The following is a 25,397-nucleotide window of genomic DNA, read 5'->3' on the forward strand; positions in this document are numbered from 1 at the left end:
TTCCCCTCCTTTTTTAAATAAGGTGTTCAATAAAGTGGATAACCATTTGTGCAGACGCTCTCCCTGCTTCATCAATAAATTCGTCAAATGTTTTCGTTGCCTCATGATCTGCAGTATCACTGATGGCACGAACAACTAAGAAAGGAATGTTAAATTGCATCGCTGCTTGAGCAACTGCCGCCCCTTCCATTTCACAAGCTAAAGCTTCTGGAAAATGCCCTAGTATTTCTTGAATTTTTTGCGGATTATCAATAAATGAATCCCCTGTAACAATCAGTCCCTGACGAATAGACAATCCAGTTTTTTCGGCTGCTTTCTTCATTTCACTGCGTAAATACTCGCTACATTCATAATAAAGTGGCATCTTAGGCAATTGTCCTGGCTGATAACCAAATCCAGTAACATCTACATCAAAATACGCTAATTTATCAGAAATAACAATGTCTCCAACTGATAATCCTTTTCCAATCCCTCCTGCAGAGCCGGTATTAATCACCATGTTTACTCCGTATTGTTGAATTAATACAGTTGTTGTAACTGCCGCTAAAACTTTACCAATTCCTGAACGGACAACAATTATCTCATGTCTTCCTAAAGAACCAGAAACAAATAATGCTCCAGCGCGTTCCCAAGAACGAGTATCAGTCATTGTTTCTTTTAATATTTTTACTTCTTGATCCATTGCCCCGATGATTCCTATTTTCATTCAAGTTTCCTCTTCTCTTATAAATTCAATACAATGTAAGCAACAACCGCTAATAAAATAGCTATAATAATAATTGCTTTGTTCAAGGTACTACTTCTTTCTCGAATCTTCGTTTGTTCACCAGATCGAGATTTTGTAATCGGTTTTTGTTTTTGCTGTTCTTTCCGATAAAATTTAGCAATTTCTTTTTCTTTTCGTTGGTATTCTTTGTCAGCTGCTTTTTTTTCAACTTTAAATTCTTTTTCAGCCAGACGTTCTTCCTCTTCTTTTCGTTTCCTTAATTCAGATCGAGTAATTAGTGGACCTTTGCCCATCAATAATCCTCCCTATTATTTTTCTTTTAATTGTTTCAATTCCCAGTATTGAATAGCAAAAATTGTTTTAGCATCACATATGAGACCATTAGCTATTTCTTGTTTCGCTTCTTCTAAAGTTAATGTGTACAATTCTAGTACCTCATCTTCATCTTGCGGCAAAGGATTATCTATTTTTTCCAAATTTTCCGCATAATAAAGATGGACAATTTCGTTTGCAAAGCCAGGTGAAAGATACATTGAATGAACATGAATCAATTTATTTGCTTTATACCCCGCTTCTTCTTCTAATTCACGTTTTGCCGTTGCTCTTGGATTATCTTGTTCACCAGGATCAATCTTACCAGCTGGTATTTCTAGAATAACCTTTTCCATCGGTTTGCGGAATTGTTTCACCATAATCATCTTATTATCATTGGTAATCGGAATAACCGCTACGGCGCCTGGATGAAAAACCAATTCTCGTTGTCCAACACTTCCATCGGGCAACTGAACTTCATCCAAAACAACTTCAATAATATTTCCTTTAAATAGTTCTTTTCGAGAAAGTGTTTTTTCTTCGAAATCTTTGAACTCCATCATATGCTTCACCAATCTTTCTATGGTTATCATACCGCAACTTTTAATTTTTATCATCCTTCTTCTATGCTAAAATAGAACTATTTCAAAAAATTTATTTTCTTTTAATAGGAGAAAAGCATTCTCATTTAAAATCTTAAGGATTTGTCTATAAATATTTACAAAGATGAAAAAAAATAGGCACAAAAAATTCATATTTCCATTGTATTATTTATTCATACCAACAAAACAACCCTAACAAAACACTTTTTCATTTTTAACTCCTTTCCCGTCCTTCCCCAAAGGACGGGTCTTTTTATGACTAATTTTCTCCATCTCAGCCTTGCTCCTTTATCTATGTCGTCCATTCTATCTTTATTTGATTCCCCAAAAAATAATGCTTGTTTTCTGAGCGACAAAAGAACTCTAAGACTAAAGTAGGAAATTTTGATTTTTATATAAAGTAATCCTTATATTTTCAATAAATAATCAAAATCAACCTTTGGACGGATATTCTTTCTTGGAGAATATGCTAAAATAGTTACTGTAAAGAGTTGATGACATGAACGGAGGGAATTTAATTGAAAAAATTAAGTGTATTTAAAATAGTTGTGCTAGTAGTCTTAGGAATAGTCATTTTCAGAATGGTTTTTGATCCTTTTAGATTACCATTACTTGCTCTTCTAATCATCGCCTTCCTTTTTTCTTTTAAAAAGAGAAGAAAATGTAAAAATGAATTAGAAGACGTTCCTAGTATAAAAAAATCTACAGAAGAACATTATGAAAGTATTGGTATGAGTCCTCAAGAGATTAATTTTTTCCGAGATACAATGAACACGACCAAAAAGCAAATTGTTCAATTACAAGCAAATATGAATAAATCCACGAAACTAAGAGCAATTGATTTACGAAATGATACACTGCGTGTTTCTAAAGCTTTGTTTAAAGAAATAGTAAAAGAACCTAAGAAACTTCATTTGGCAAACCACTTTCTTTATACTCATTTACCTAACATTGTAGATTTAACCAACAAATTTTTAGAAATTAGCGATCACGAAATTAAATCGAAAGAAACCTATGAAAAACTAGAGGAAAGTGCTCAAATAATCGATCAGGTATCTAAATTAATCAAAAAAGACTATCAAGAATTTGTATCAGATGATTTAGATGACCTAGATGTTGAGATTTCCGTTGCTAAAAATAGTATAAAAAGGGATAATGAGAGTAATAATTAGAAAAAATTAGTTAATAGAATGTGTCTGTAAACAATAACGACAAAGTTTCCTAGGCACATTCTAAGTTTACCTATAGCTAAACTTTACAGTCATACTAGTGACTTTTACTTAAACTACTTAATGATTATTTAGTTTATTATGCGTAAACTTACATTTACTCTAGGAGGTAATATTTATGGAAGAAAAGCCAAAAGAAGTAAGTTCGGTTGACAGCACATTGGATGATTTGTTAAACAATCCTTTTTCTACACCGATTGATTCTTTAACAACGACACAACAAAATGAAATTTCTGCTTTACAAAGCCAACAGGTTGCGGAACGTTTAGTAGATAAATTGCCAGAAGAACGTCAGATTCAAGCACGTGAGTTAGCTTCTAAAATTGACGTACAAGATGCACAAGCAGTCATAACATATGGCTCTGTTGCTCAAACAAAATTAAGTGAGTTTTCTCAATCAATGTTAAACCATGTTCAAGCGCAAGACATTGGCCCTGTCGGTGATTCTTTGACTGATTTAATGTATCGTTTAAATGAAGCTAACCCAGATGAGTTAAGAGCTGGCGACGGCAACTTTTTCCAACGTTTCATGGGTAAAGTGAAGCAGTCTGTTTATGAAATTACAGCGAAATATCAAAAAATTGGGGCTCAGATTGATAAAATCGCCATTAAGCTGAATAAAGAAAAAGATGGCTTGCTAAAAGATAATCTCATGTTAGAGCAGCTTTATAATAAAAACAAAGACTATTTCGATGCCTTAAATATCTATATTGCAGCTGGTGAATTAAAAATGGAAGAATTGCAAATGACCATCATTCCAGAAGCAATGGCCAAAGCGAAAGAATCTGGCGATCAAATGGATGTGCAAATTGCCAACGACTACACCCAATTTTTAGATCGTTTAGACAAACGAACGCATGATTTACGTTTAGCACGACAAATTGCAATCCAGCAAGCACCACAAATTCGTTTAATTCAAAATACTAACCAAGCATTAGCTGAAAAAATTCAATCTTCAATTAGCACAGCCATTCCATTATGGAAAAACCAAGTAGTGATTGCGTTAACCTTGCTACGTCAAAAAGATGCCGTAACTGCGCAGCGACAAGTTTCTGAAACGACTAACGATTTATTAAAGAAAAATTCAGAAATGTTGAAAATCTCTGCTATCGAAACAGCTAAAGAAAATGAACGTGGCATTGTTGATATTGAAACCTTGCAAAAAACACAAAACGATTTGGTAGAAACCATTCAAGAAACGCTTCGTATTCAGCAAGAAGGAAAAGAAAAACGACGTTCTGCTGAAATTGAACTAGGTAATATGGAAGAAGATCTAAAAAATAAATTATTAGAATTAACACAATAAACGACTAAAAGGTTCTGGAATGTTTTTAATGACATTCCAAAACCTTTTTTTAATTATACTAGCTCATAATATGAATCTCTAACTTTTTCAAATAATTTAGTGTAAGGTTTCAAGCCTGTATATTCTTCTATTACTGCATCTAAACCTTTTTCAGCAATTGCCGACTGAATTTTACACGCTTCTTCATCTGATGGATTTTCAAATTTTAAAGCAGCTGCTACTGCTACCGCCAATGCTTTCGGTGTTTCATTAAATGCCTCTACAAACTGCCTTGCTGGTTGAACAAAGCGGTCATTCTCACCAATTTTACGAATCGGTGAACGCCCTACTCTAACAACATAATCTGAAACATAAGGATTTTTAAACCGTTCGATAATTTTATCAATATATTCTTGATGTTCTCGATGAGAAAATCGGAATTTTTTTTCTAATAAAGCCCCGGTTTCTTCAAGAGCACTGCGCACAATAAAAAGAACTTTTTCATTATGGATCGCATCTTCAATAGATTCAATATTTTTCATATAACCAAAATAAGCGGTTACTGCGTGTCCTGTATTTACAGTAAATAATTTTCTTTCTATATATGGCGTTAAATCAGAAACATACGTTAATCCATCAATTTGTGGTCTGTTTGCTGGATTTTCAGGTGTTTCTACTACCCATTCATAAAATGGCTCGACCGTAACTGCTAACAAATCTTGATTTTCTTGATTCGGAACGATCCGATCAACTGCTGAATCTGGGAAAGCTAGGTACTCCTCTGCAAAGCCTTGTTCTTTTTTGTCTAATAAAAGATAGACTTGCTCTTTTAAAATAGTTGACCCACCAATCATATTTTCACAGGCAATAATCGTCAATGGTTGCTTTATCTTTTGAGCCATCCTGTTCTTAATTCCTTTTGCAAGACTTGGGGCTAATATAGGTAAGATTGTTGGACCTACAGCAGTCGTCACTATCTCAGCTTCACTGATTAGATGAACCAACTTCTCCTCTTCTTGACTACTATTAACTGCAGCAATATTATTTACAATGAATGTTTCTTGGGCTTCATTCGCCAAAGTCACTTGATACTCTTTTTTAAGATTTATTTCATTTACGATTGTTTGATTCACATCTGCAAAAACCACTTCATAACCTGCATCAACTAGTAACCAGCCAATAAATCCTCTACCAATATTTCCGGCACCAAAATGAACTGCTTTTTTCTTCATGCGACAAGCCCTCCTTGAAAAAGAACCATGATTTCTTCTTCAGAGGTTGCAGCAATAATTTTTTCAACATTTTCGATTTCTGAACAAACCATCGCAATTTCAGAAAGTAATTCTAAATGTTCATTTTCGATTCCAGCAATCCCAATAATTAATTTCACTTCATTTCCATCAAAACTAACACCATTTGGGACTTGGATTAATACAATTCCTGATTCCGAAATAAATTTTTTGGCATCATCTGTTCCATGGGGAATCGCCACCATATTGCCAATAAAAGTACTAGTTAAAGCATCTCTTTCAATCATTTTTTCAATATATTCTTCGGAAATATAGCCTTGCTCCTTTAATAACGCCCCTGCACCTTCGATAGCTTCAATTTTATCGTTAAACTGTTTATTCAACACAATATCTTCTTTCTTTAACGCAATCATCTTTTTTCCTCCTATCGTCTAAATAATGGAGTAACTGTTCAACAAAATAACTAGAAACTTCATCTACAGAACTGTACTCTAGCAAATGACAAAGTTCTTCATTATCGACAAAATTTGCACTAATAAAACTTAAAACTTCCAAGCCCTGTTGAGAAAATTTCTCTGGTGCTAAAAGTAAGACTAGCTTATCAACCAATAATTTAGAGTCATCCATACTTTTGATTAAAATCGGTTGCTCTAAAGAAAACAGTTGAAAAAATGGTTGCTTAATTGATTCATCCCGTGCATGAAACATGCCAATTTTTGTATCTGGAATCCCAAAACCGCTCCATTTTCCTTCTCCATATAACGCATTCACCAGTATCTCAACTTCAATTTCTGGATCTTTCTCTAAAAGCTGGGTGCAAATCGCTCGAATCACATCTTCGATCGTTCCTACTTGTTCTGCCAATTTTCCATATTTAAAATTTTTCAAAATAGACAAAACAACGCCTGAATAGATTTGTTGTTCTTCTAAATAATTACTAGCTTCTAATAACGTTAACTGACTTTTTTGTTCCTCTTTAGGGATTCTTTTTTGATACGTGGTTCCTTTATTTCGTAAAAACATCTCAATTTGAGCTAATTCCTGCTCTGTTAAAATCGGTGAAACTAAAAAATACTCAAAATCAACGTTTCCCAGATCGATGGTGGAAATAATTATATCAACTTTTTTTTCAGCAATTGTTCGAGGTAACTCAAAAAGAGAAACAGTGTTCAAATGTTTTAATTGAGGCACTCTTTGATGCAATCTCGTAACCAACATACGTGAAGTACCTATTCCACTAGCACAAACAACTAATCCAGAAAATTCATTTTCACTCTCTAGTTGTAAAATGACAGACCCAAAATGAAGAACTAAATAGCCAATTTCTTCATCTGGAGCGATAGCTCCTTTATATATTTGATCAAAAATTCTACGAATCATCGTAAATAATTCTGAATAATCATTTTTGATAGACTCTAACAGAGGATTATAGATTCGCATCCCTTGTTTTAACCTTCTTAAAGTTGGTTTCAAATGCGAAACTAATCCTTTTAATAATTGATCTTTAGGTAAGTTTTGTCCTAATTCCTTTTCAACTTGGTTAATTATTTTATTGGCGAGGATAACCACTTGCATATCTTCATTTTCGATAAACTGTTCATCGGCTGTCCTCGGTTTTGCTCCTCTTAAATAAAGAGTTACATATGTCGCTTCACCATCTGGAACAGCCTCTTCCTCCATCTCTAAAATCTCTGCCAATAATTGTTTCGCCAATTGAAATTCTGGATAATCTTCCAAAGATTCATCTGAACGATACGCTTGGACAAAATGACCTTCAAGTATCCTTTCCACAACTATCGCAATGTGAACAACCAAATTTAAATAAGCTTCATCACTAACCACATTAGGGTTTTCTTCACGCCATTCTCTAATTTTCCCCTCAACTTTCCATAACAATGATTCATCTACCAAATTCAACAAGCGGTCTTCCATCCATTCGCTAGTTAACTCACTTCTTGATTTTTCTTGAAAAAATTTAAGTAACTGATAATTAGGGAATTGTTGAGTAAAAACTTCACTCATTAAGTTGCGCTTCTGGGTCTCAGATCCTTTTAGAAAGACACCAAGACCTCTTCGCCGTTCAACTTGTACTGAATCTGGTAACCATTCCTCTAATTTCGTTAAATCATTGCTAATTGTTGAGACTGTAACATTTAAATCATTGGCCAAACCAACTAGTTTGAGCCCTCCATCTTCTTTCAACAATGCTTTAAGAATTTTCTGTTGTCGTTCTTCTGGACTATATTCGTTATAGGATAAATCCATGAAATACCAACGAAAATTTTGTTTTTCTTTTTCTGTGCCAATTAATATTATCTTTCCTTGCTCTTTTTTTATCTTTAAATCGTAAGCAAGCAACGTATCTTCCACTTCTTTCATATCACGACGAATCGTCCGTTCACTAACATTCAACTCTTCAGATACTTTTTTTATAGAAACTGGCAACTGACTAATTAATAGTTGTTCCAAAATTAATCTAGCTCTTGCTGAAAGATACATGCTTGCTTCCCCCTAATTCTTTATCTTATTCTGATTTTTTAACGTGAACTAATGCAGCAACCAATTCGTCATACTTATCACTACTTAAAAAATTATCTACAGAGACATGATACGCTTTTGGTAGACGTTCTTTCGCTCTAGAGGTTAAATCTTTATGTGTCACGACAATATCAGCATCTTCTGGTAACTGTGCAATTGCTGAATTGACGACTTCAATAGCTAATCCAGCTTTTTTCACTTTGTTTCTCAAAACAGAAGCTCCCATAGCACTAGATCCCATTCCAGCATCACAAGCAAAAATAATTTTTTTTGTTTCCACCAAACTATCATTGGTTTCTCTAAAGTTCATTGTTTGTTCCTGGTTTGAAGTACCCATTGGTGTCACGCTTTGACGACCTTTTAACGCACTAACTTTTTCTGATGCAGCTGCTAGATCCGTTTCACTTTCTTTAGCTGTTTTCAAAATTAGACTACCTATAGCAAACGATACTGCGGTTGCCACTAAAATACCTGCAATCACTCCAAAATAACCATCTCTAGGTGTCATGGCTAAAATGGCAAAAATACTGCCTGGTGAAGCTGGTGCAACTAACCCTGCATTCAAAAGAGATAACGTAAAGACACCACTCATTCCACCACCTATTGCTGCCAATATTAAGGCTGGTTTCATCAAAATATAAGGGAAATAAATTTCATGAATTCCACCTAAAAAATGAATAATAATTGCACCTGGAGCGGTTTGTTTCGCAGTCCCTTTCCCAAACAAAGTATAAGCTAGTAAAATTCCTAATCCAGGTCCAGGATTTGCTTCTAGTAAAAATAGGACCGAACGACCCGTTTCTGCTGCTTGCTCAATTGCAATCGGGCTAATTACCCCATGATTGATTGCATTATTTAAAAATAAGACTTTAGCAGGTTCAATAAAAATACTCGCTAAAGGTAACAACGAGTGTTCGATTAAGAAACTTACGCCTGAAGCCAAAGCAACATTTAATCCTTCAACAGCTGGGCCAATTACCCAAAATGATAAAATAGCCAAGATAGAAGCGAGTATCCCTGAAGAAAAATTGTTTACTAGCATTTCAAACCCTGGTTTTACTTTTCCATCTATTAATTGATCAAATTTTTTCATGCAGTAGGCACCCAAAGGACCAACAATCATAGCTCCCAAGAACATAGGAATGTTTGATCCAGTGATGACTCCCATGGTAACCATGGCTCCTACTACCCCACCACGAATATCATAAACAAGACGTCCCCCAGTAAAACCAATCAAAATAGGCAATAAGTAATTGATTGTCGGTCCAGTCATTTGATTTAATTGCTCATTTGGAAACCAGCCAGTCGGAATAAATAACGCGGTTAAAATTCCCCAAGCAATAAATGCACCAATATTTGGCATAATCATTCCACTAAGAAAACTTCCAAACTGCTGAACTTTTACCTTTACATTTCCCTGTGTCTGCTCCATTCTATATCCTCCTTAGTGACAAAACATATTCGCTTTAGCCACTATCTTTTCTTGTTTTATTGATGATTTAATCTGCGCAGATTAATCTGACAACGCCTCTTGCTGTCATCCATATTGTAACCGCTGACTATACTAGAAACAACAACAGGAAAACATTGTTTTGTCCAACCCTCTTGGACAAAATTTGCAATTACTCAAATAATTAACTTCAAAAAAAATAACAAATAAAAAAGCTAACGATGAATATCTCTCAAACGTTCGCTTTATTATGGATAAATACTATATTTTCTTTTCCTGACTATTTTAAAGACTTATAAAATTTTTGTAAATCTTTTTTCGTTTCTAAAGGTAATTGTACGGTTCGCATTCTTCGACATCCCGCTTCTAATGAATATAGAAAAGAAAGACATGCCGATTTATCTACATTTTCAAAAACAAGTAAAAAGGCGGCTTTGCTTCCTACTTCATCTAATTTTTCTGCAGTATGAATTCCAACTTTTTTCAATTTCCCACTACTTACTTTACCAATTCCGTCAACGTCTTCAATTTTCATAGAGACTGATCTTTCCATAAAGGTAATTCCATTAACTGTGCAACAGCCACTTTTTTTGCAACAGCTTTTTCTAGTCCTTGTGTTCTAATGATAAATTCGGTCATACTAACTACTTTTTCTTGAAAACTATGCATCGTTCCATCTTCTCTAGCACAATGGACACAATAATCTTTTGTCATATCCTGCAAAGCAAAATCTTCTTTATTCCTCATAAGCATTCCACAAGCAACACATGTCTTCATTTTTTCCACTCCTTACTTAATCATCTTTAAATAATTTTCAATCCATTGATTTCTATTTTTAGAAATTATGTCCTCCTTGCCAAATAAATCATCGTTGTTTAAGTAATAATGAATTAATCCCAACCATGTATTAAATAGCATACTTAATGGAACCTTTATATCTTCCTTCAAAAGTAAACCAAAGTGATGTGAAAAAATAGATTGAATCCCTAAATAACAAACATTTACTTGCTCACCTAATAATCGTCTTTGACTAATAAAATTTCGATACAGCGCTTCATGTTGAGATAAAATTTCCAAATGAATAAATAAAAAGGCTTCCACTGTATCAATATCTTCTAGATTTACCTTGTCAATCTTTTCTGAAAACTCTTGTTTTAATTGTGCAATCACTGCTTCCATTAATACGTCTTGATTTTGATAATGTAAAAAAATAGTTCCTTTGGCTACGCCAGCCCGTTGACTAATCTCATCTACAGATGTTTGAACAAAGCCTTTTTCTGAATATAATTCAGTAGCGGCGATTAAAATCTTATTCTTTGTTCGTTTCTTCTTTTCATCTCTTTTATTGATAGTAAATCCCCCTAAAAATGACTATACAGTCATTTTAATATTTAAAAAAAGAATGTGAATCCTAAAATTTAGAAATAATTAGTTTAGCAACAAATTTATGATAATTTTTCACTCTTCATTCGCTTTTCTTTTGTCATAATAAATATGATTTACATTAATATCTATTAATTCCAAACAAAGTATCTATTGAAATAGTTCTTTTAACGAATAGCTTTTGCTGGTATTTTTTTTGGGGAAGATACAGCAAAAGCTATCGACACATTATTTATCATCCGACACACAATAATAATGTTATAATTAATAATACATTATTAATATATATTTGTAAACTTTTCTATACCAATTAGTAAATTAAAGAAATTGATATGAAAAAGATTCCTTTTCTTTTTTTATCCTCTTTCTCTATATGGATATATCTTTTAAAATACAGAAAAAAAGATATAAAATCACTAAGGAGCTGTGACATTAGTATAGCCCAAACCACAAAAAACGAATAAACGGTGTTCCAGAAGCAACTCTCTCAGAAATAAGCCGAATAATCTCAAAAATATGAAAAGCTATTTTCGGATTATTCGGTTTATTTCTCGGAGCTAACCACTTCTGTCACGACCTCTTAGTGAGTTCTATTCTAATTTATTTTTGCATTACCTCGAGCAATCATTCGTTGAATTTTTTCTGAATTGTTCTCTAAGTAAGAACCGTGTCCACAGTAATAGCGAGCATATTGGTCTTTGCTAATTTTTTCAAAAGATTGGATTGCAGCCGTTTTGTCTTGGGTTGCCATAGCCGGAAAAGGAAAAATAAATCGTCTATCACCAGCAATTGCGTTTCCTCCTTTCGTTTGTATTAAATCTCCTACAAAGGCAAAATGAGTCCTTAAATCTATAAGAGAGATGGAACCTCTTGTATGTCCTGGTGTTTCTTTAACAAGCAAAGAGCCCACATAATCCCCCTCTTTAACTAATCGGTCTACTTGAACCGGTAAGGGACTCAACTTCCTTTCCTTGTGGTTTAAATCTTGGTTCTCTTTTTCTGATAAAATAATTTCTGCTTTTGGAAATACTTTTTTTATCTTATCAACATCACCAATATGGTCACTATGGGCATGAGTTAAAATAATATGCTTTAAGGGACATCCTTCTGATTGAATCACATCAATGATTTTACGACTCTCTCCTTTTTTGCTGCAATCAATTAGGGTCATAAATTTTTGCTCTTTAATCAAATAACAATTTATAGGAAAAAGTCTAGGCATCGTAACTAATTGGTTATGAAACTTTTCTCTAATTACTTTCATCGGCAGCGACCTCATAAATGCTATTAAATATATTTCCGATAAACTGATCCATATATTCACCTAGTTCATCCCTTTTTTCCAGATATTCAGAATAAGAATCTGGCATCGGTAACTCTTCTAGTAGCTCAATAATCTGCTGATAATGATGAATTGCCTGCTTCAAATCCATTATTTTTTTCCCTAATAATTCTTGTCCTTTAGCGTTACAATTTTCAGATAAGGGGCTATTCATCAAGTTCATAAATGCTCCAATTTCTTTCACCGAAAAATGGGCATATTTCATAACCGCAATATATTGGAGCTCTTTCATGTTTTTTTCTGTATACTGACGATACCTATTTTCTCCTCTTTCAGGTTTAATTAAACCTTCCTTTTCATAAAAACGAATCGTATCTTCGCTGATTTTAGATTGCTGAGACGCTTCTTTGATATGCCATTTCCTTTTCATTTTATCACCTCACAGATATTCTATCATTGGAGTAAACTCAAAGGTCAACCGCTTTCCGTAACTTGTTTTAATTGCAATAGTACTTTTTGAAGCTCTTCTTCTAAGACTCGTTTTTTGTGTTCATCAGCAAAAGACAAGTCCGACATTAAGGTCGTCTTACGATTTTCTAATACTAACTTTTCTTGAGCTTTTTGATTTTCTGAATTCGTCAACTGCTTTTGAGTTCCTTTCACTTTTTTATTTTCGATTTTCCATTTCTTTGTTGCAACATTTCCGATAAATTGTTGATCGTGAGAAATGAAAAGAATTGTTCCCTGATAAGCACATAGTGCTTCTTCTAATACATTTATTGAAGAAATATCTAAGTGATTTGTTGGTTCATCTAGTAATAGCAGATTATAATCCCCTAAGAGTAATTGACTAATTGCGACCTTACTTCGTTCTCCACCACTTAATGTAGCAATTTCATTGAAAATAGATTCTCCTCGAAATTGCATGTGAGCCAATAAATCTCTGACTCTTTGCTCTTCATGAACCGATTGACGACTCACATTTTCAAAGACTGTTTGATCGTTGATTAAATTTTCAAAGGTCTGACTAAAGTAGCCAATTTTTACTCCATGAGCATAAGTAATTGAAGCATTTTTTGATATTATTTCTTTAAACAATGACGTTTTTCCAGAACCATTTATTCCTGTTAAAGCTGTTTTTGATCCAGTGAATAACTTAAATTCAGCATCAGAAAAGAGGCGTTTCTTTCCTAAAGATAGGTTAAAGTGATTTGCTTCGATCATTACTTTTCTATGAATTTTTTGTGCTGTTGTTAATGGAATCACTAGTTCCTTTTTAGTTTTAGGTTTTTCAATTTTTTCCAACTGACCTAATCGTGTATTCAAAGCTTTCACTTTGTTATCTAGATTTTTCTTTGCTCTTTGATCGCCCATTTTATGAAGCCTAGCTTCTGAATTTCCCATTCTCCGTGGGGCTTTTCTGGTCTGATCACTCTGATTACTAACAGCTCTCATCGCCTTTTTGATCTGCTGCCGTTCTTTTTGATATTTTTCGTAAGCTCTGGCTTGTTCTCGTTCCAATTGTTCTTTTTGAGTAAGATAGGCTTCATAATTCCCTTCAAACAAAGTTAATTTCCCTTGTTGAATTTCTAAAATATTATCGACAGTTTCGTTTAAAAAAGAACGGTTATGTGAGACGACTAAAAGTGTTCCTTGGTAATCAGCCAATTTTCTTTCTAAAAAAGCGATGCCTTTTTCGTCTAGGTGATTTGTTGGTTCATCAGCTAAAAGAATCCCTTTATTACTGCTTAGAGCATCTCTAATTCTTTGTTTGGTCTGTTCTCCCCCACTATTTGTTGTTGTATCATCAATGAGTTGTCGAATCATCGACACTTCTTCATGGCGTGTAATTGTTCCTTTATCTGGCGTCACTTTTCCTTCAATCAATGCTAGTAACGTAGATTTACCAGATCCATTATCCCCGACAATCCCAATTCGACTGCCTGCTGTAATGAATAAATGTTCCGTTGAAAAAAGTTCTCTAGCTCCGAAACTCATTACAATATTGTTTAACTCTATTGACATAAAAAAACCTCCTTCAATTCTGAAGAAGATGGTCTCTCGCGCTATAATGGTTTAAATATCCTTTTAAAAAAAACTGTCAAGAAAATAGTGATAATAGTCCAAAATGTACTCTAATCACACAATTTTTTCTTAAATTTTTTCACCGGATTTCAAATAGTAAACAGAAAAATTCAGTTGTTCGCTTCTACTATTTGGGATATTTTTTGAATTTAGGCACACTCATCTACTTACAGAATTCTAATTTCGCAATTGCGTATTCAAATTAGTTGTTTGTAGATGTATTGTACATAGTCAAAATACCTATCTCTTTCGTTAAGTTGCTCTCAGTGTAACAAATTTTAAGTTTTCTTTCAAGAAATCGATGACTTTAGTTGTTTTTATGATTGTTAATGATAAAATAAAGTAAAAAGTACTTTTATATAGATAAGAGAGGATGAAGATTGTGCCAAACTTTGCTTCAAAAGAAGAAGAAAAAAAATATTACGAACAAGAGGCAAGCGAAACAGAGTTTTTGAACTGGTACAACAAACAAGATTTACCAGAATATGAAAAACCTTCTCTAACAGTTGATATCGTTCTATTATGCTACAACAAAGAAGAAGATCAATTAAAAATATTACTAATTAATCGAAAAGCGCATCCTTACAGAGCTTCGTGGGCTTTACCTGGAGGTTTTGTAAATCGAAACGAATCAACAGGAGAAAGTGTTTTAAGAGAAACTAAGGAAGAAACCGGCGTTATTATTTCAAAAGAAAATATTGAACAGCTACATAGTTTTAGTCGGCCAGACCGTGATCCTCGAGGTTGGGTCGTAACTGTAAGTTATCTAGCTTTTATTGGAGAAGAACCGCTAATTGCAGGCGATGATGCGAAGGAAGTCCGCTGGTTCACTTTGGAACGTAAAGAAGAAAAATTATTATTAACAAACGCAGAAACCGAAATTATTCTTGACTTAAAAACGGGAGAATCTACTGGAAAAGACACCTTGGCTTTCGACCACAGCGAAATCATTCTAAAGGCCTTTAACCGAGTAGCTAATAAAATGGAACACGAACCTCAAGTCTTGCAAGTTTTGGGAAAAGATTTTACCATTACAGAGGCTCGAAAAGTTTTTGCTAAATTTTCTGGAGTCGATTACAAAACAATCGATCATTCTAATTTTAAAAAAGCCATGCTACATCATTTTAATGAAATTGGTGAACGTCCTGTCGGAATTGGGCGCCCTTCAAAAATTTATGAACTGAAATAGAACCCATTTTTAAATATCTCTAATTCAAGGAGCATTTTATGACAGCTATTTATTTGCGAACAGCAACAGAAAAAGATTTGCCTGTAATTTTAAGTTTAATTGAGCAGGCTAGAGTTATTCTTTCCGAAAAAAACATTCCTCAATGGCAAAATGGGGATGGTCCTAGTCAAACAATCCTACAAAAAGATATCCAAAAGAAGCAATGTTATGTTCTGATTGCTGTAGATAAAATTGTTGGTATCGGAACGATTTCAAATGAACCAGAAGCTGCCTATGAACAATTAGAAGCAGGAGAGTGGCTCGATTGTGCTTCGCCTTATGTTGCCATTCATCGAGTAGCCATTTATCCTCGTTACCACGGAAAAGGATATGCACAGCTTCTTTTAAGGTACCTAGTAACTACTTCTCGATTAATGAATTACTTCGATATTCGGATTGATACTCATCCTAAAAATAAAGCCATGCAACACCTAATCACAAAAACTGGTTTTGAGTATCGTGGCAACATTCAGTTACCTGTTTCAAATGGTGAGCGTTTTGCTTATCAGCTACTCCTTTCTTAATACAAATGAAAAGACAATCACAGATGTCCAGATTTTTACGGAACCCTTGTGATTGCCTTTTTTATGCTGTACCTAACCAAAACAGGTTAAGATTATAGGAGAGAGGTTATGACAGAAGTGGTTAGCTCCGAGAAATAAACCGAATAAACCGAAAATAGCTTTTCATATTTTTGAGATTATTCGGCTTATTTCCGAGAGAGTTGCTTCTGGAACACCGTTTATTCGGTTTTAGTGGTTTGGGGCATGCTAATGTCACAGCCCCTCCCCTATCCCAGTTCTAATTTAAAATTGCTTTTGAAATAAATTCAGAATACTTAATACTTCCATCTACATTTGGATGAACCTGGTCTTCATAAAACCAATCAGCATGTTCATTACTGTAACTAAACCAGTCAATTACTTTTAAATTCTTATATTTCTTTTCCATTGCTTTTAACATGTCATTTACTTCATTTTGCCATCTCCGAGTAGGAACTCTTGTATTCACCCAATAAACACGACGTTCGGAGCCAATTGCGGCCATAAATGTATTAAACTGAGATTCAGTAAAGGAACCATTTGTCCCCAATCCAACAAGCACTGTATCCTTTAACTTGTTTTCACTTTTCAACTTCTCAATTTCTGGTGCGCTACTATACAATTGTCTTCCTACTTCTCCACTTACAACCATTTTTGGGAAAATTCCCTGTAGTTCAACCGCAGCATCAAGAATCACTGAATCACCGAATGCTGTAATCTCCATGTTTTTAGCTTTTTCTAATTCTTTTTCAGTCAATGTGTATTTTGTTGAGTCTTCATTTTGACTGGTTTCAGTTTTTTCTTCTTGAATTTTTTTATTTTGTTCTTCTACTTTTTTCTTATTCTCTGCAATTTTTTCCTGTAATTGCTTTTGTTGTGGAGTTACTTGGTCACTTGGTGCAATAATAAGACCGAATAAAGCAATACCACACAAAACAGTCATAGTTACGGCTGTTATTTTGGTCGTCGTCATGTAAGGCTTCTTAATAAAATCTTTGATTGCATACCACGTAAACTTGTAACGAAACCGCCCAAGTGGTTTTTCAATTAGACGATAGGAAAGCTCGCTAATTCCTAAAATCAAAAGAAGTTCTATTAAAGAGTGAAGGAGCAAATGATTGCTTAAATTTTTTACCTTTGCTTCGTAAAAAATCATCACTGGAAATTGGTACAAATAAATTCCATAGCTTCGTTTTCCAATCCAAGTAAAAATGGGATTAGTGAGCCATTTATTTACATCAGCTCCTGGATGAGCCGTAACAGCTACTAGAGCTACTGAAAAGAGGCTGACAACAAACATTCCACCATAATAAACAAACGGTAAATAATCCGCTAAAAATAAGAATGAAGCGCCTATAACAACAAGTGAAATAATGCCGATACTATTTAATAATTTTTTAGCTTTATCTGGGATCTCAGTTTTCAAACGGAAAGATGGCCAAACAAAAGCTAAAGCACTTCCTAGTGTAATTGAAAACAAGCGTGTATCCGTTCCGTAGTATACTCGTGTAGGGTCGGCACCTGGCGTATAGAGAACCGCCATTAAGATGGCTGAAATTGCAGACAGACCTAATAAAATTCCTAAAATATGAAGAGGCTTTTTAACGTATTTCTTAAGTACTATAAATAGAAGCGGCCAAACAAAATAATACTGTGCTTCAACAGCTAATGACCAGATATGTGTAAATGGTGATTGCGCTGCAAAACGATCAAAATAAGAAAGCCCTCTAAAAATTTGCCACCAGTTATTATAATATAGAAGGCTGCTGACAACTGCATTACGTATATTATTTAGCAAATCTTGTTGAAACAAAGTAATATAAGCTGTCGCAATAGCTAACATCGCGATCAATCCGGGATAGAGCCGTTTCATTCGACGAGCATAAAACCCTTTTATATCAATCTCTTCCTCTTGAATCCATTCTTGCCTCAATAAATCTGTAATTAAATAACCTGAAAGAACGAAAAAGATTGGTACGCCTAAGTAACCTCCGTGTAAGATGGTAGGGAATAAGTGGTAAAGAATCACACCAATAACTGCTATCGTGCGGATCCCATCAAATCCAGTAATATAACGGTGTTTTTTTAATCTATTTTTATGAGTCATTTATTTTCCAACTTTACTAATCATTTATTTTAAAATTTGTTTTTACAAAAAGCAGAAACTATTTCCTACCTTTAACAAAAAAAAAGAAAGAACAAAGTCGTTCAAAATTATTCTTCTTAAATTTTTGTGAAAAGTAATCTTCTTTAGGAACAGAATCTACAAAAAATATATCAAATTGTAGTTTATTATTATAAAATTTACCCGATAAATGTTTTTTATTTCCATTGTGTAACAAAACAAAAACATTTATTTTCATTTAACCGTTTTTGTAAATCAAATGTAACATATTAAATATACGTTCTTTTGAGTGAAATGGCAAGAAATGTTTATTGCTTTTTAAACTTTTTTACTTAAATGTTCGTTTTTGTTTGCACCATCAAAAAAAGACCTTCAAATACTAAATAGTATTGAAAGTCTTATTCAAATAATTAATTCACCTTATTAAACTAGCAATGCATAAAGTGACGGATTATCACTTAAATCAATATAACTTGGATCAAAATCAGCTATTTTTTTCAATAGGTTAGGCAACTCTTCTTTTTCCTTCAGTAAAATTCCTAAAATAACAGGGCCTGTGCCTCGATTGACTTTTTTTGTATACTCAAATCTTGTAATATCATCGTTTGGACCAAGGATATCTGTAACAAATTCTCTTAAAGCACCAGGTCTTTGAGGGAAATTAATCACAAAGTAATGTTTCAAGCCTTCAAAAATCAAAGATCTTTCTTCAATCTCTTCCATTCTGTTGATATCATTGTTTCCTCCACTAATAATGCAAACAACTGTTTTTCCTTTTATTTCATCCTTCATTTGTTCTAAGGCAGCAACGCTTAAGGCACCAGCTGGTTCTGCTACAATCGCTTGTTTAGTGTATAACTCCAAAATAGTTGAACAAACTTGGCCTTCATCTACAGCAAGTAATTGATCGACATTCTCAACAGCATTCTGATACGTTAAATGCCCAACTTCTTTCACAGCTGCACCATCGACAAATTTTTCGATTTCATCTAACATGACTGGTTTTCCTGCATCAAAAGCAGCACGCATTGATTGTGCTCCAAAAGGCTCCACACCTACAATTGCAGTCATTGGACTAATCCCTTTAGTATAAGCAGCAACACCGCCTATTAAGCCACCACCACCAATGGCAGAAACGATATAATCGATTTGTCTCTCTAATAACTTAGCATCTTCAAATACCTCTACAGCCACCGTGCCTTGTCCAGCCATAATATTCATATCATTAAAAGGATCAATAAAGGCTTTTTGGTTAATTTCAGCAAATTCTTTCGCTGCTTTTGCCGAAGCATCAAAGGTATCTCCAATGATTTGAACCGTCACTTCAGAACCTCCAAAGAATTTCACTTGAGAGATTTTTTGTTGAGGGGTTGTTGTTGGCATAAAAATAGTAGCTGGAACTTTCATTTCTTGACAAGTATAAGCAACTCCCTGTGCATGATTTCCCGCACTAGCACAAACTACACCATTTTTTAGTAATTCTGGATCAGTCTGTTTAATCGCATAGTAAGCTCCTCTAAGTTTGAATGAACGTACTTTTTGTAAATCTTCTCTTTTTAAATAGACATTGCAGTGATACTTTTGTGAAAGATACAGATCATATTGTAAAGGCGTATGAGTGACAGCTTTCTTTAGTGATTCATATGCCTTTTCAACTTCTTTTTTTGTTAACAATGACAACGTCAGCCCACCTTTCTTGTTAATAAAATAACCGATGTCACTTGATAGAAAAAGGCGTCCCATTGACTGATTATCTATTTCTCTTTTTGTGAAAGAAAAATAAATACTCTGTCATCGTCCGCCTTTTTCATTTAAAGCTATGTATCAGAAGCTGCCAAAAGCAGCTTCTATAGTTTTAAATTAATCTTTTTGAGAGACAAATGGCATCATTTTACGTAATTCAGCACCCACTTTTTCAATTGGATGTCCAGCATTTTCTTCACGCATTCTGTGGAATTCTTTAAAGCCATTTTTATTATCGTCGATAAAGCCTTTGGCAAATTTTCCATTTTGAATATCAGCAAGAACTTCTTTCATGTTTGCTTTTGTTTCAGCAGTTACAACACGAGGACCAGAAACATAGTCTCCATACTCAGCAGTATTCGAGATAGAATCACGCATTTTCTCAAAACCACCTTCATAAATCAAATCAATAATTAATTTCAATTCGTGACACACTTCAAAGTAAGCAATCTCAGGTTGATAGCCAGCTTCTGTAAGAGTTTCAAAACCAGCTTCAATTAAGCTTGTCAATCCACCACAAAGGACAGCTTGTTCTCCGAATAAATCAGTTTCTGTCTCTTCTTTAAATGTCGTTTCTAATACTCCGACACGTGTTGCGCCAATACCATTTGTATAAGATAAAGCAAGCTCTTTTGCATTACCTGTTGCATCTTGATAAACCGCGAATAGTGCTGGTACAGCAAATCCTTCTGTAAAGGTACGACGAACCAAATGCCCTGGTCCTTTTGGAGCCGCTAAGAATACATCAACATCTTTTGGAGGTTTGATAACATCAAAATGAATATTAAAGCCGTGGCCAAATGCCAAAGCGTTGCCTGCTTCTAAATTAGCAGCAATTTCATTTTCATAAAGAGCCCCTTGAACTTCATCTGGTGCTAAAATCATAACTAAATCTGCTTTTTTTGCTGCTTCTGCTACAGGTAGTACTTCAAAACCATCGTTACGAGCTGCATCAGCTGATTTTCCTTCACGAATACCAATAATTACTTGGTTCCCATTGTCACGTAAATTCTGTGCATGAGCATGTCCTTGTGAGCCATAACCAATGATTGCAATTGTTTTACCTTCTAATAAATTTTTTTCTACTGAATCTTTATAATATACTTTTGCCATATGAATAAAACCTCCAAATTTTTTATGCTTATAAGCGAAATGCTTTAAGAACGTTCATTAAGTTCGTTCGCCTTTGAAATCACACTGACTAGAAGATTGCTAAGCGAACTGTTAAAAAATGGTATTGTGGAACTAATCCTATTTATTTTTTTGCTAAAAACGAGAACGGATATTAATTATTGCCTCGATTAAAGCCTGTCACACCTGTACGTGCTAGTTGTTTGATTCCGTAAGGTGAAACTACATCTACAAAAGCACTAATTTTTTCACTAGTACCTGTTACTTGGATAACGACCGTTTTAGTCCCAACATCAATAACATTAGCTCTAAAAGGATCAATCACAGAAAATAATTCAGCCCGAACTGCGCTAGGTGCATTAACTTTAACCAAAGCCAATTCCCTTTCTAAATGAGGCTCATCAGTAATGTCCGAAACTTTGATTACATCAATTTGTTTATTCAGCTGTTTTGTTACCTGTTCACTCTCATTCAAATTTTCAACTTGAATGATAATGGTAATTCTCGAAATATTGTCTTGCTCTGTGGGTCCTACTGAAATACTATCAATATTTACTTGACGTCTTGTCAAAACGCCACTAAAACGATTCAGCACACCTGAATTATTATTGACTGTTGCCGTTATAATTCGTCTCATTTAGTCCACCCCAATCATTTGATAGTTTGGCTTACCTGCTGGCACCATTGGAAGAACGTGCTCTGTTTGAGAAACCATTACTTCAATTAGAAGAGGTCCTGTTTCTTTAAAGGCTTCTGTAAGCTCAGCTTCAACTGTTTCAGGATTCGTAATCCGCAATCCCTTAATATGGTATGCTTCAGCCATTTTCACAAAATCTGGTTGAGTAGTAAAGACAGACTCTGAACGACGTCCACCAAAAAAGCTTTCTTGCCATTGACGAACCATTCCCAATGATTGGTTATTCAAAATAATAATTTTGATAGGAATATTGTATTCATTTAAAATAGCTAATTCTTGGTTCGTCATTTGAAAGCCGCCATCTCCAACAAACAAAACAACTTCTTTATCTGGACAACCGAGCTTGGCACCTATTGCAGCTGGCACACCATAGCCCATCGTTCCTAAGCCACCACTAGTCACTAATTGTTTTTCATTTTTAAATGGATAGAATTGGGCTACCCACATTTGATGTTGACCAACATCGGTTGTTACAATCGCTTCCCCATTAGTTAATTGACCAACAAATTCAATCACTTTCTGTGGCTTGATTTCTTCTTTTTGCTCTTTATCATACTTAAATGGATGCAATTTTTTTCTAGAAATATTCAATTTTTTCCAATCTTGCCAATTATGATCTTCGATATCGATTTCCAACATTTCTTTTAAGGTTTCTTTTGCGTCTGCCACAATCGGAATATCTGTTTCAATAATTTTACCGATTTCAGCTGGATCAATATCAATATGAGCGATCGTTGCATTTGGTGCAAACTCCTGTGGCACACTCGCTAGGCGATCATCAAACCTCGAACCAATGTTAATCAATAAATCACAATCCGTTAATGCCATATTAGCTGCAAATGAACCATGCATGCCACCCATGCCTAAGAATTGCTCATGAGCGGTTGGCACAGCACCTAAGCCAAGTAAAGAGCTAAGCGTTGGTATTTCATATTTATCAATAAATGTCACTAATTCTTGACTAGCATTCGCGTGTAAAACTCCTGCACCAACTAAAACTAATGGCTTCTTCGCTGTCTTCAAAGCATCCATCAATTTTTTTACTTGCAATTTATTTGGTTTTATAGTTGGTTGATAACTTGGTAAATTCAATACCACTTTTTCATCAATCGCTTCAATAATCGTCATATCTTTTGGTAGATCAATAACAACAGGACCTTTTCTACCAGTAGTTGCAATGTGAAAAGCTTCTTCAATAATTCTCGGCAACTCTTTCGTATCTCGCACTTGATAGTTATTTTTTGTAATTGGCATCGTGATTCCAACCATATCTGCTTCTTGGAAGGCATCTTTTCCAATCCCACTTGTAACTACTTGCCCCGTAAAAACTACTAAAGGAATCGAGTCACTCATGGCATCAGCAATTCCTGTGACAGCATTTGTTGCTCCAGGACCACTAGTAACAATCACAACACCCGGCTTGCCAGTAGCTTTTGCATAGCCTTCTGCCGCATGAACAGCTCCTTGCTCATGTCGAGTTAAGATATGGGGAATTTCTCCATCATATAATGCATCATATAAAGGAAGTACTGCTCCACCAGGATAACCAAACACCATTTCTACCTCTTGTCTAAGTAGCGCATCTATCAAAAGTTTCGACCCATTTTTCGCCTTTTTTTCTGTCCTTGTTTCTTCCATGTAGCCTTCCCTCCTTAATCAAGTAAATCTTCTGGTATTTGCATAATTCCTCCAGTATGTGCTGAAGTCACTAATGCTGTATAACGAGCTAAGTATCCTGTTTTTACTTTAGCTTTAAACTTGGGTAAATGATCGTTTCGTTTAGCTAATTCTTCATCGGAAACATTAAGCTCTAATGTTCGATTGGTTAAATCAATTTCGATTTCATCTCCATCTTGAATTAATGCAATCGGTCCGCCAGCCGCAGCTTCTGGAGAAATATGTCCTACTGCAATACCTCTAGTAGCTCCCGAAAAACGTCCATCTGTAATTAAAGCGACATCTTTGCCTAAACCTCTTCCTACAATACTAGAAGTTGGTGCCAGCATTTCTGGCATTCCAGGTCCACCTTTTGGTCCTTCGTAACGAATCACCACAACATGACCTTTTTTCACTGTATGATTGTCAATAGCTTCAACCGCTTCATCATGAGAGCTAAAACAGATTGCCTTGCCTACAAACTTCGTAATCGAAGGATCAACTCCTCCTACTTTAATAACACTTCCTTTGGGAGCAATATTTCCATATAAAATAGATAATCCTCCCACTGGACTATAAGGATTTTCTTTAGGATGAATCACTTCTTCATTTTTAATTACAGCATGCTCTACGTTTTCACGAATTGTTTTGCCCGTTACAGTGATCCGATCTGGATGAATAGCTGTTTCTAAATCCACTAGTTCTTTCATAATCGCAGGTACTCCACCAGCCTCATGAACATCGTGCATTGAATACGCAGAAGACGGCGCAATTTTTGAAAGATAAGGTACTCGTTTCGCTATCTCATTAACTTCTTCTAAGTTGTAATCAATTTCTGCTTCATTTGCAATTGCTAAAGTATGAAGCACGGTGTTTGTTGAACCACCCATCGCCATATCTAACGCAAAAGCATCATCAATTGCTTCTTTCGTTATAATGTCTCTTGGTTTGATTTGTTTTTTCACTAGATCCATCAAATGGAAAGCTGATTGTCTGACTAACTCTCTCCGTTCATCTGATACCGCTAAAATGGTTCCATTTCCCGGCAAAGCCATTCCAAGAACTTCCATCAAGCAATTCATTGAGTTCGCTGTAAACATTCCTGCACAAGAACCACAAGTAGGACAAGCATTTTGTTCCATAAAATTAAATTCTTCTTCAGTCATTTTACCTTCTTTAAACGTGCCGACAGCTTCAAACATTGAAGACAGTGTCGTTGTGTGACCTCTTGGATCAATCCCAGCTTTCATGGGACCACCTGAACAGAAAATTGAAGGGACATTGGTTCGAACGCTTGCCATCAACATACCTGGTGTAATTTTGTCACAGTTAGGAATATAAAATACACCATCAAACCAATGGGCATTGATTACTGTTTCTGCTGCATCTGCAATAATTTCTCGACTTGGCAATGAGTAACGCATTCCAATATGCCCCATAGCAATCCCATCATCTACACCAATGGTATTAAATTCAAAAGGAATTCCACCAGCTTCGCGAATCGCTTCTTTAGCGACATCTGCTAATTCTCTTAAATGGACGTGTCCTGGAACAATATCGATATAAGAATTACAAATAGCAATAAATGGTTTTTCCATATCTTTGGCATTTTTGACTTGTCCTGTTGCATATAACAAGCTTCTTGCTGGTGCTGCATCAATTCCCTTTTTTATTTGATCACTACGCATTTCAACCACTCCAATTCCATTTTCTTAAAATTTTTTAGGCGACTCCTATTAAATGTCTTTCTTATTTGTTCTCACATAAATATCTATAAAAAAAGCACCCCACTAAATGCATGGGATGCTTTAGTAAGAATCCCGTCTACCAAAGACAAACAGGACTCAAACATCTGCGAAAAATCTCAGTGTTCTAAGTCCTACACGATAAAATAATGACTAATACGTGATTAAAGTTTGTTTTCTCCATGGTATGTTCTCCTCACTTGTCTATATAAAGATTAAAATTCCGCGTGATAAATAAGAGCTTTTGTTAACTATAAACCTTGTAAATTAGAATGTCAATAAAATTTAATAAAAAAAGTCAGAAAATTCCAAAAACAGTGTTTATTAGTGAGTGATTGTTATATAAACTTTCTTTTATTATAGAAAAATAGTCTTTACCTTTTTTCA

General features: G+C 34.7%; 23 protein-coding genes and 1 pseudogene. 4 read left to right on the top strand and 20 right to left on the bottom strand.

Features of this window, described 5'->3' with window-relative positions:
* Nucleotides 1–13: 13 nt before the first annotated feature.
* From BCR26_RS03895 to BCR26_RS03905, 3 genes are read right to left on the bottom strand one after another with little or no spacing between them, the layout of a single operon-like run.
* Nucleotides 14–706, bottom strand: coding sequence for a 5'-methylthioadenosine/adenosylhomocysteine nucleosidase (locus BCR26_RS03895; protein ID WP_069697666.1), 693 nt, complete (start codon nucleotides 704–706; stop codon nucleotides 14–16).
* A 17-nt stretch (nucleotides 707–723) separates the two neighbouring features.
* Nucleotides 724–1,020, bottom strand: coding sequence for a cell wall synthase accessory phosphoprotein MacP (macP, locus tag BCR26_RS03900; protein WP_069697667.1), 297 nt, complete (start codon nucleotides 1,018–1,020; stop codon nucleotides 724–726).
* Between the two features lie 15 nt (nucleotides 1,021–1,035).
* Nucleotides 1,036–1,602 (bottom strand): NUDIX hydrolase, encoded by a 567-nt coding sequence (locus tag BCR26_RS03905; protein WP_069697699.1) that lies wholly within the window; start codon nucleotides 1,600–1,602, stop codon nucleotides 1,036–1,038.
* Between the two features lie 557 nt (nucleotides 1,603–2,159).
* Between BCR26_RS03905 and BCR26_RS03910 the strand changes: the two genes are divergently transcribed.
* Together BCR26_RS03910 and BCR26_RS03915 are read left to right on the top strand one after the other, a co-directional pair.
* Nucleotides 2,160–2,813, top strand: coding sequence for a 5-bromo-4-chloroindolyl phosphate hydrolysis family protein (locus BCR26_RS03910; protein WP_069697668.1), 654 nt, complete (start codon nucleotides 2,160–2,162; stop codon nucleotides 2,811–2,813).
* A gap of 175 nt (nucleotides 2,814–2,988) precedes the next feature.
* Nucleotides 2,989–4,176, top strand: coding sequence for a toxic anion resistance protein (locus tag BCR26_RS03915; protein ID WP_069697669.1), 1,188 nt, complete (start codon nucleotides 2,989–2,991; stop codon nucleotides 4,174–4,176).
* 53 nt (nucleotides 4,177–4,229) lie between these two features.
* Here the strand turns inward: BCR26_RS03915 and BCR26_RS03920 are convergent, their stop codons facing one another.
* The 11 genes and pseudogenes from BCR26_RS03920 to abc-f form a co-directional block, all read right to left on the bottom strand.
* Nucleotides 4,230–5,387, bottom strand: a complete 1,158-nt coding sequence (locus tag BCR26_RS03920; RefSeq protein WP_069697670.1) for a mannitol-1-phosphate 5-dehydrogenase — start codon at nucleotides 5,385–5,387, stop codon at nucleotides 4,230–4,232.
* Complete coding sequence (locus BCR26_RS03925) at nucleotides 5,384–5,818, bottom strand: PTS mannitol transporter subunit IIA (protein WP_069697671.1); 435 nt, start codon at nucleotides 5,816–5,818, stop codon at nucleotides 5,384–5,386. Before BCR26_RS03925 ends, BCR26_RS03920 begins: the two co-directional genes overlap by 4 nt.
* Nucleotides 5,781–7,904: a BglG family transcription antiterminator gene (locus BCR26_RS03930; RefSeq protein WP_069697672.1), complete on the bottom strand. Its 2,124-nt coding sequence runs from the start codon at nucleotides 7,902–7,904 to the stop codon at nucleotides 5,781–5,783. Before BCR26_RS03930 ends, BCR26_RS03925 begins: the two co-directional genes overlap by 38 nt.
* Nucleotides 7,905–7,929: 25 nt before the next feature.
* On the bottom strand, nucleotides 7,930–9,375 hold the full coding sequence (locus tag BCR26_RS03935; protein ID WP_069697673.1) for a PTS mannitol transporter subunit IIBC: 1,446 nt from the start codon (nucleotides 9,373–9,375) through the stop codon (nucleotides 7,930–7,932).
* A gap of 298 nt (nucleotides 9,376–9,673) precedes the next feature.
* Nucleotides 9,674–9,928, bottom strand: coding sequence for a TfoX/Sxy family DNA transformation protein (locus tag BCR26_RS03940; RefSeq protein ID WP_069697674.1), 255 nt, complete (start codon nucleotides 9,926–9,928; stop codon nucleotides 9,674–9,676).
* Nucleotides 9,925–10,170, bottom strand: coding sequence for a zinc ribbon domain-containing protein (locus BCR26_RS03945; RefSeq protein ID WP_069697675.1), 246 nt, complete (start codon nucleotides 10,168–10,170; stop codon nucleotides 9,925–9,927). Before BCR26_RS03945 ends, BCR26_RS03940 begins: the two co-directional genes overlap by 4 nt.
* Nucleotides 10,171–10,182: 12 nt before the next feature.
* Complete coding sequence (locus BCR26_RS03950) at nucleotides 10,183–10,572, bottom strand: hypothetical protein (protein ID WP_069697676.1); 390 nt, start codon at nucleotides 10,570–10,572, stop codon at nucleotides 10,183–10,185.
* A pseudogene (locus BCR26_RS19200) lies at nucleotides 10,573–10,743 on the bottom strand (TetR/AcrR family transcriptional regulator); the annotation flags it as partial. It abuts the gene before it with no gap.
* Nucleotides 10,744–11,371: 628 nt separating this feature from the next.
* Nucleotides 11,372–12,040, bottom strand: a complete 669-nt coding sequence (locus tag BCR26_RS03955; RefSeq protein ID WP_069697677.1) for an MBL fold metallo-hydrolase — start codon at nucleotides 12,038–12,040, stop codon at nucleotides 11,372–11,374.
* Nucleotides 12,027–12,488: a MerR family transcriptional regulator gene (locus BCR26_RS03960; RefSeq protein WP_069697678.1), complete on the bottom strand. Its 462-nt coding sequence runs from the start codon at nucleotides 12,486–12,488 to the stop codon at nucleotides 12,027–12,029. Before BCR26_RS03960 ends, BCR26_RS03955 begins: the two co-directional genes overlap by 14 nt.
* 44 nt (nucleotides 12,489–12,532) lie before the next feature.
* Nucleotides 12,533–14,083: a ribosomal protection-like ABC-F family protein gene (abc-f, locus tag BCR26_RS03965; protein ID WP_069697679.1), complete on the bottom strand. Its 1,551-nt coding sequence runs from the start codon at nucleotides 14,081–14,083 to the stop codon at nucleotides 12,533–12,535.
* 442 nt (nucleotides 14,084–14,525) lie between these two features.
* On the opposite strand from abc-f, the gene BCR26_RS03970 reads away from it, so the two are divergent.
* Together BCR26_RS03970 and BCR26_RS03975 are read left to right on the top strand one after the other, a co-directional pair.
* Nucleotides 14,526–15,332, top strand: coding sequence for an NUDIX domain-containing protein (locus tag BCR26_RS03970; RefSeq protein WP_139124875.1), 807 nt, complete (start codon nucleotides 14,526–14,528; stop codon nucleotides 15,330–15,332).
* 38 nt (nucleotides 15,333–15,370) lie between these two features.
* Nucleotides 15,371–15,895: a GNAT family N-acetyltransferase gene (locus tag BCR26_RS03975; RefSeq protein ID WP_069697681.1), complete on the top strand. Its 525-nt coding sequence runs from the start codon at nucleotides 15,371–15,373 to the stop codon at nucleotides 15,893–15,895.
* A gap of 277 nt (nucleotides 15,896–16,172) precedes the next feature.
* On the opposite strand, the gene BCR26_RS03980 is transcribed toward BCR26_RS03975, so the two are convergent.
* The 6 genes from BCR26_RS03980 to ilvD form a co-directional block, all read right to left on the bottom strand.
* Nucleotides 16,173–18,020: an acyltransferase family protein gene (locus tag BCR26_RS03980; protein ID WP_069697682.1), complete on the bottom strand. Its 1,848-nt coding sequence runs from the start codon at nucleotides 18,018–18,020 to the stop codon at nucleotides 16,173–16,175.
* Between the two features lie 441 nt (nucleotides 18,021–18,461).
* The gene (gene ilvA, locus BCR26_RS03990; protein WP_069697684.1) at nucleotides 18,462–19,718 is read right to left on the bottom strand and encodes a threonine ammonia-lyase IlvA; all 1,257 of its coding nucleotides are present in this window, start codon (nucleotides 19,716–19,718) and stop codon (nucleotides 18,462–18,464) included.
* Between the two features lie 180 nt (nucleotides 19,719–19,898).
* Nucleotides 19,899–20,894, bottom strand: a complete 996-nt coding sequence (gene ilvC / locus BCR26_RS03995) for a ketol-acid reductoisomerase (RefSeq protein ID WP_069697685.1) — start codon at nucleotides 20,892–20,894, stop codon at nucleotides 19,899–19,901.
* A gap of 172 nt (nucleotides 20,895–21,066) precedes the next feature.
* Nucleotides 21,067–21,549 carry an acetolactate synthase small subunit gene (gene ilvN, locus BCR26_RS04000; RefSeq protein WP_069697686.1) on the bottom strand — a complete coding sequence of 161 codons (483 nt, stop codon included), beginning with the start codon at nucleotides 21,547–21,549 and terminating at the stop codon, nucleotides 21,067–21,069.
* On the bottom strand, nucleotides 21,550–23,247 hold the full coding sequence (ilvB, locus tag BCR26_RS04005) for a biosynthetic-type acetolactate synthase large subunit (RefSeq protein WP_069697687.1): 1,698 nt from the start codon (nucleotides 23,245–23,247) through the stop codon (nucleotides 21,550–21,552).
* 14 nt (nucleotides 23,248–23,261) lie between these two features.
* Nucleotides 23,262–24,953, bottom strand: a complete 1,692-nt coding sequence (ilvD, locus tag BCR26_RS04010; protein WP_069697688.1) for a dihydroxy-acid dehydratase — start codon at nucleotides 24,951–24,953, stop codon at nucleotides 23,262–23,264.
* Nucleotides 24,954–25,397 lie beyond the last annotated feature (444 nt).

It is taken from the genome of Enterococcus rivorum (assembly GCF_001742285.1).
GTDB classification, from domain to species: Bacteria; Bacillota; Bacilli; order Lactobacillales; family Enterococcaceae; genus Enterococcus_L; species Enterococcus_L rivorum.

Excerpts from the sequence above, each read along its gene's own strand:
- BCR26_RS03895 (WP_069697666.1), bottom strand. The coding sequence starts at position 706 with ATGAAAATAGGAATCATCGGGGCAATGGATCAAGAAGTAAAAATATTA.
- macP (WP_069697667.1), bottom strand. The coding sequence starts at position 1,020 with ATGGGCAAAGGTCCACTAATTACTCGATCTGAATTAAGGAAACGAAAA.
- BCR26_RS03905 (WP_069697699.1), bottom strand. The coding sequence starts at position 1,602 with ATGATGGAGTTCAAAGATTTCGAAGAAAAAACACTTTCTCGAAAAGAA.
- BCR26_RS03915 (WP_069697669.1), top strand. The coding sequence starts at position 2,989 with ATGGAAGAAAAGCCAAAAGAAGTAAGTTCGGTTGACAGCACATTGGAT.
- BCR26_RS03920 (WP_069697670.1), bottom strand. The coding sequence starts at position 5,387 with ATGAAGAAAAAAGCAGTTCATTTTGGTGCCGGAAATATTGGTAGAGGA.
- BCR26_RS03925 (WP_069697671.1), bottom strand. The coding sequence starts at position 5,818 with ATGATTGCGTTAAAGAAAGAAGATATTGTGTTGAATAAACAGTTTAAC.
- BCR26_RS03930 (WP_069697672.1), bottom strand. The coding sequence starts at position 7,904 with ATGTATCTTTCAGCAAGAGCTAGATTAATTTTGGAACAACTATTAATT.
- BCR26_RS03935 (WP_069697673.1), bottom strand. The coding sequence starts at position 9,375 with ATGGAGCAGACACAGGGAAATGTAAAGGTAAAAGTTCAGCAGTTTGGA.
- BCR26_RS03940 (WP_069697674.1), bottom strand. The coding sequence starts at position 9,928 with ATGAAAATTGAAGACGTTGACGGAATTGGTAAAGTAAGTAGTGGGAAA.
- BCR26_RS03945 (WP_069697675.1), bottom strand. The coding sequence starts at position 10,170 with ATGAAGACATGTGTTGCTTGTGGAATGCTTATGAGGAATAAAGAAGAT.
- BCR26_RS03950 (WP_069697676.1), bottom strand. The coding sequence starts at position 10,572 with ATGGAAGCAGTGATTGCACAATTAAAACAAGAGTTTTCAGAAAAGATT.
- BCR26_RS03955 (WP_069697677.1), bottom strand. The coding sequence starts at position 12,040 with ATGAAAGTAATTAGAGAAAAGTTTCATAACCAATTAGTTACGATGCCT.
- BCR26_RS03960 (WP_069697678.1), bottom strand. The coding sequence starts at position 12,488 with ATGAAAAGGAAATGGCATATCAAAGAAGCGTCTCAGCAATCTAAAATC.
- abc-f (WP_069697679.1), bottom strand. The coding sequence starts at position 14,083 with ATGTCAATAGAGTTAAACAATATTGTAATGAGTTTCGGAGCTAGAGAA.
- BCR26_RS03975 (WP_069697681.1), top strand. The coding sequence starts at position 15,371 with ATGACAGCTATTTATTTGCGAACAGCAACAGAAAAAGATTTGCCTGTA.
- BCR26_RS03980 (WP_069697682.1), bottom strand. The coding sequence starts at position 18,020 with ATGACTCATAAAAATAGATTAAAAAAACACCGTTATATTACTGGATTT.
- ilvC (WP_069697685.1), bottom strand. The coding sequence starts at position 20,894 with ATGGCAAAAGTATATTATAAAGATTCAGTAGAAAAAAATTTATTAGAA.
- ilvN (WP_069697686.1), bottom strand. The coding sequence starts at position 21,549 with ATGAGACGAATTATAACGGCAACAGTCAATAATAATTCAGGTGTGCTG.
- ilvB (WP_069697687.1), bottom strand. The coding sequence starts at position 23,247 with ATGGAAGAAACAAGGACAGAAAAAAAGGCGAAAAATGGGTCGAAACTT.
- ilvD (WP_069697688.1), bottom strand. The coding sequence starts at position 24,953 with ATGCGTAGTGATCAAATAAAAAAGGGAATTGATGCAGCACCAGCAAGA.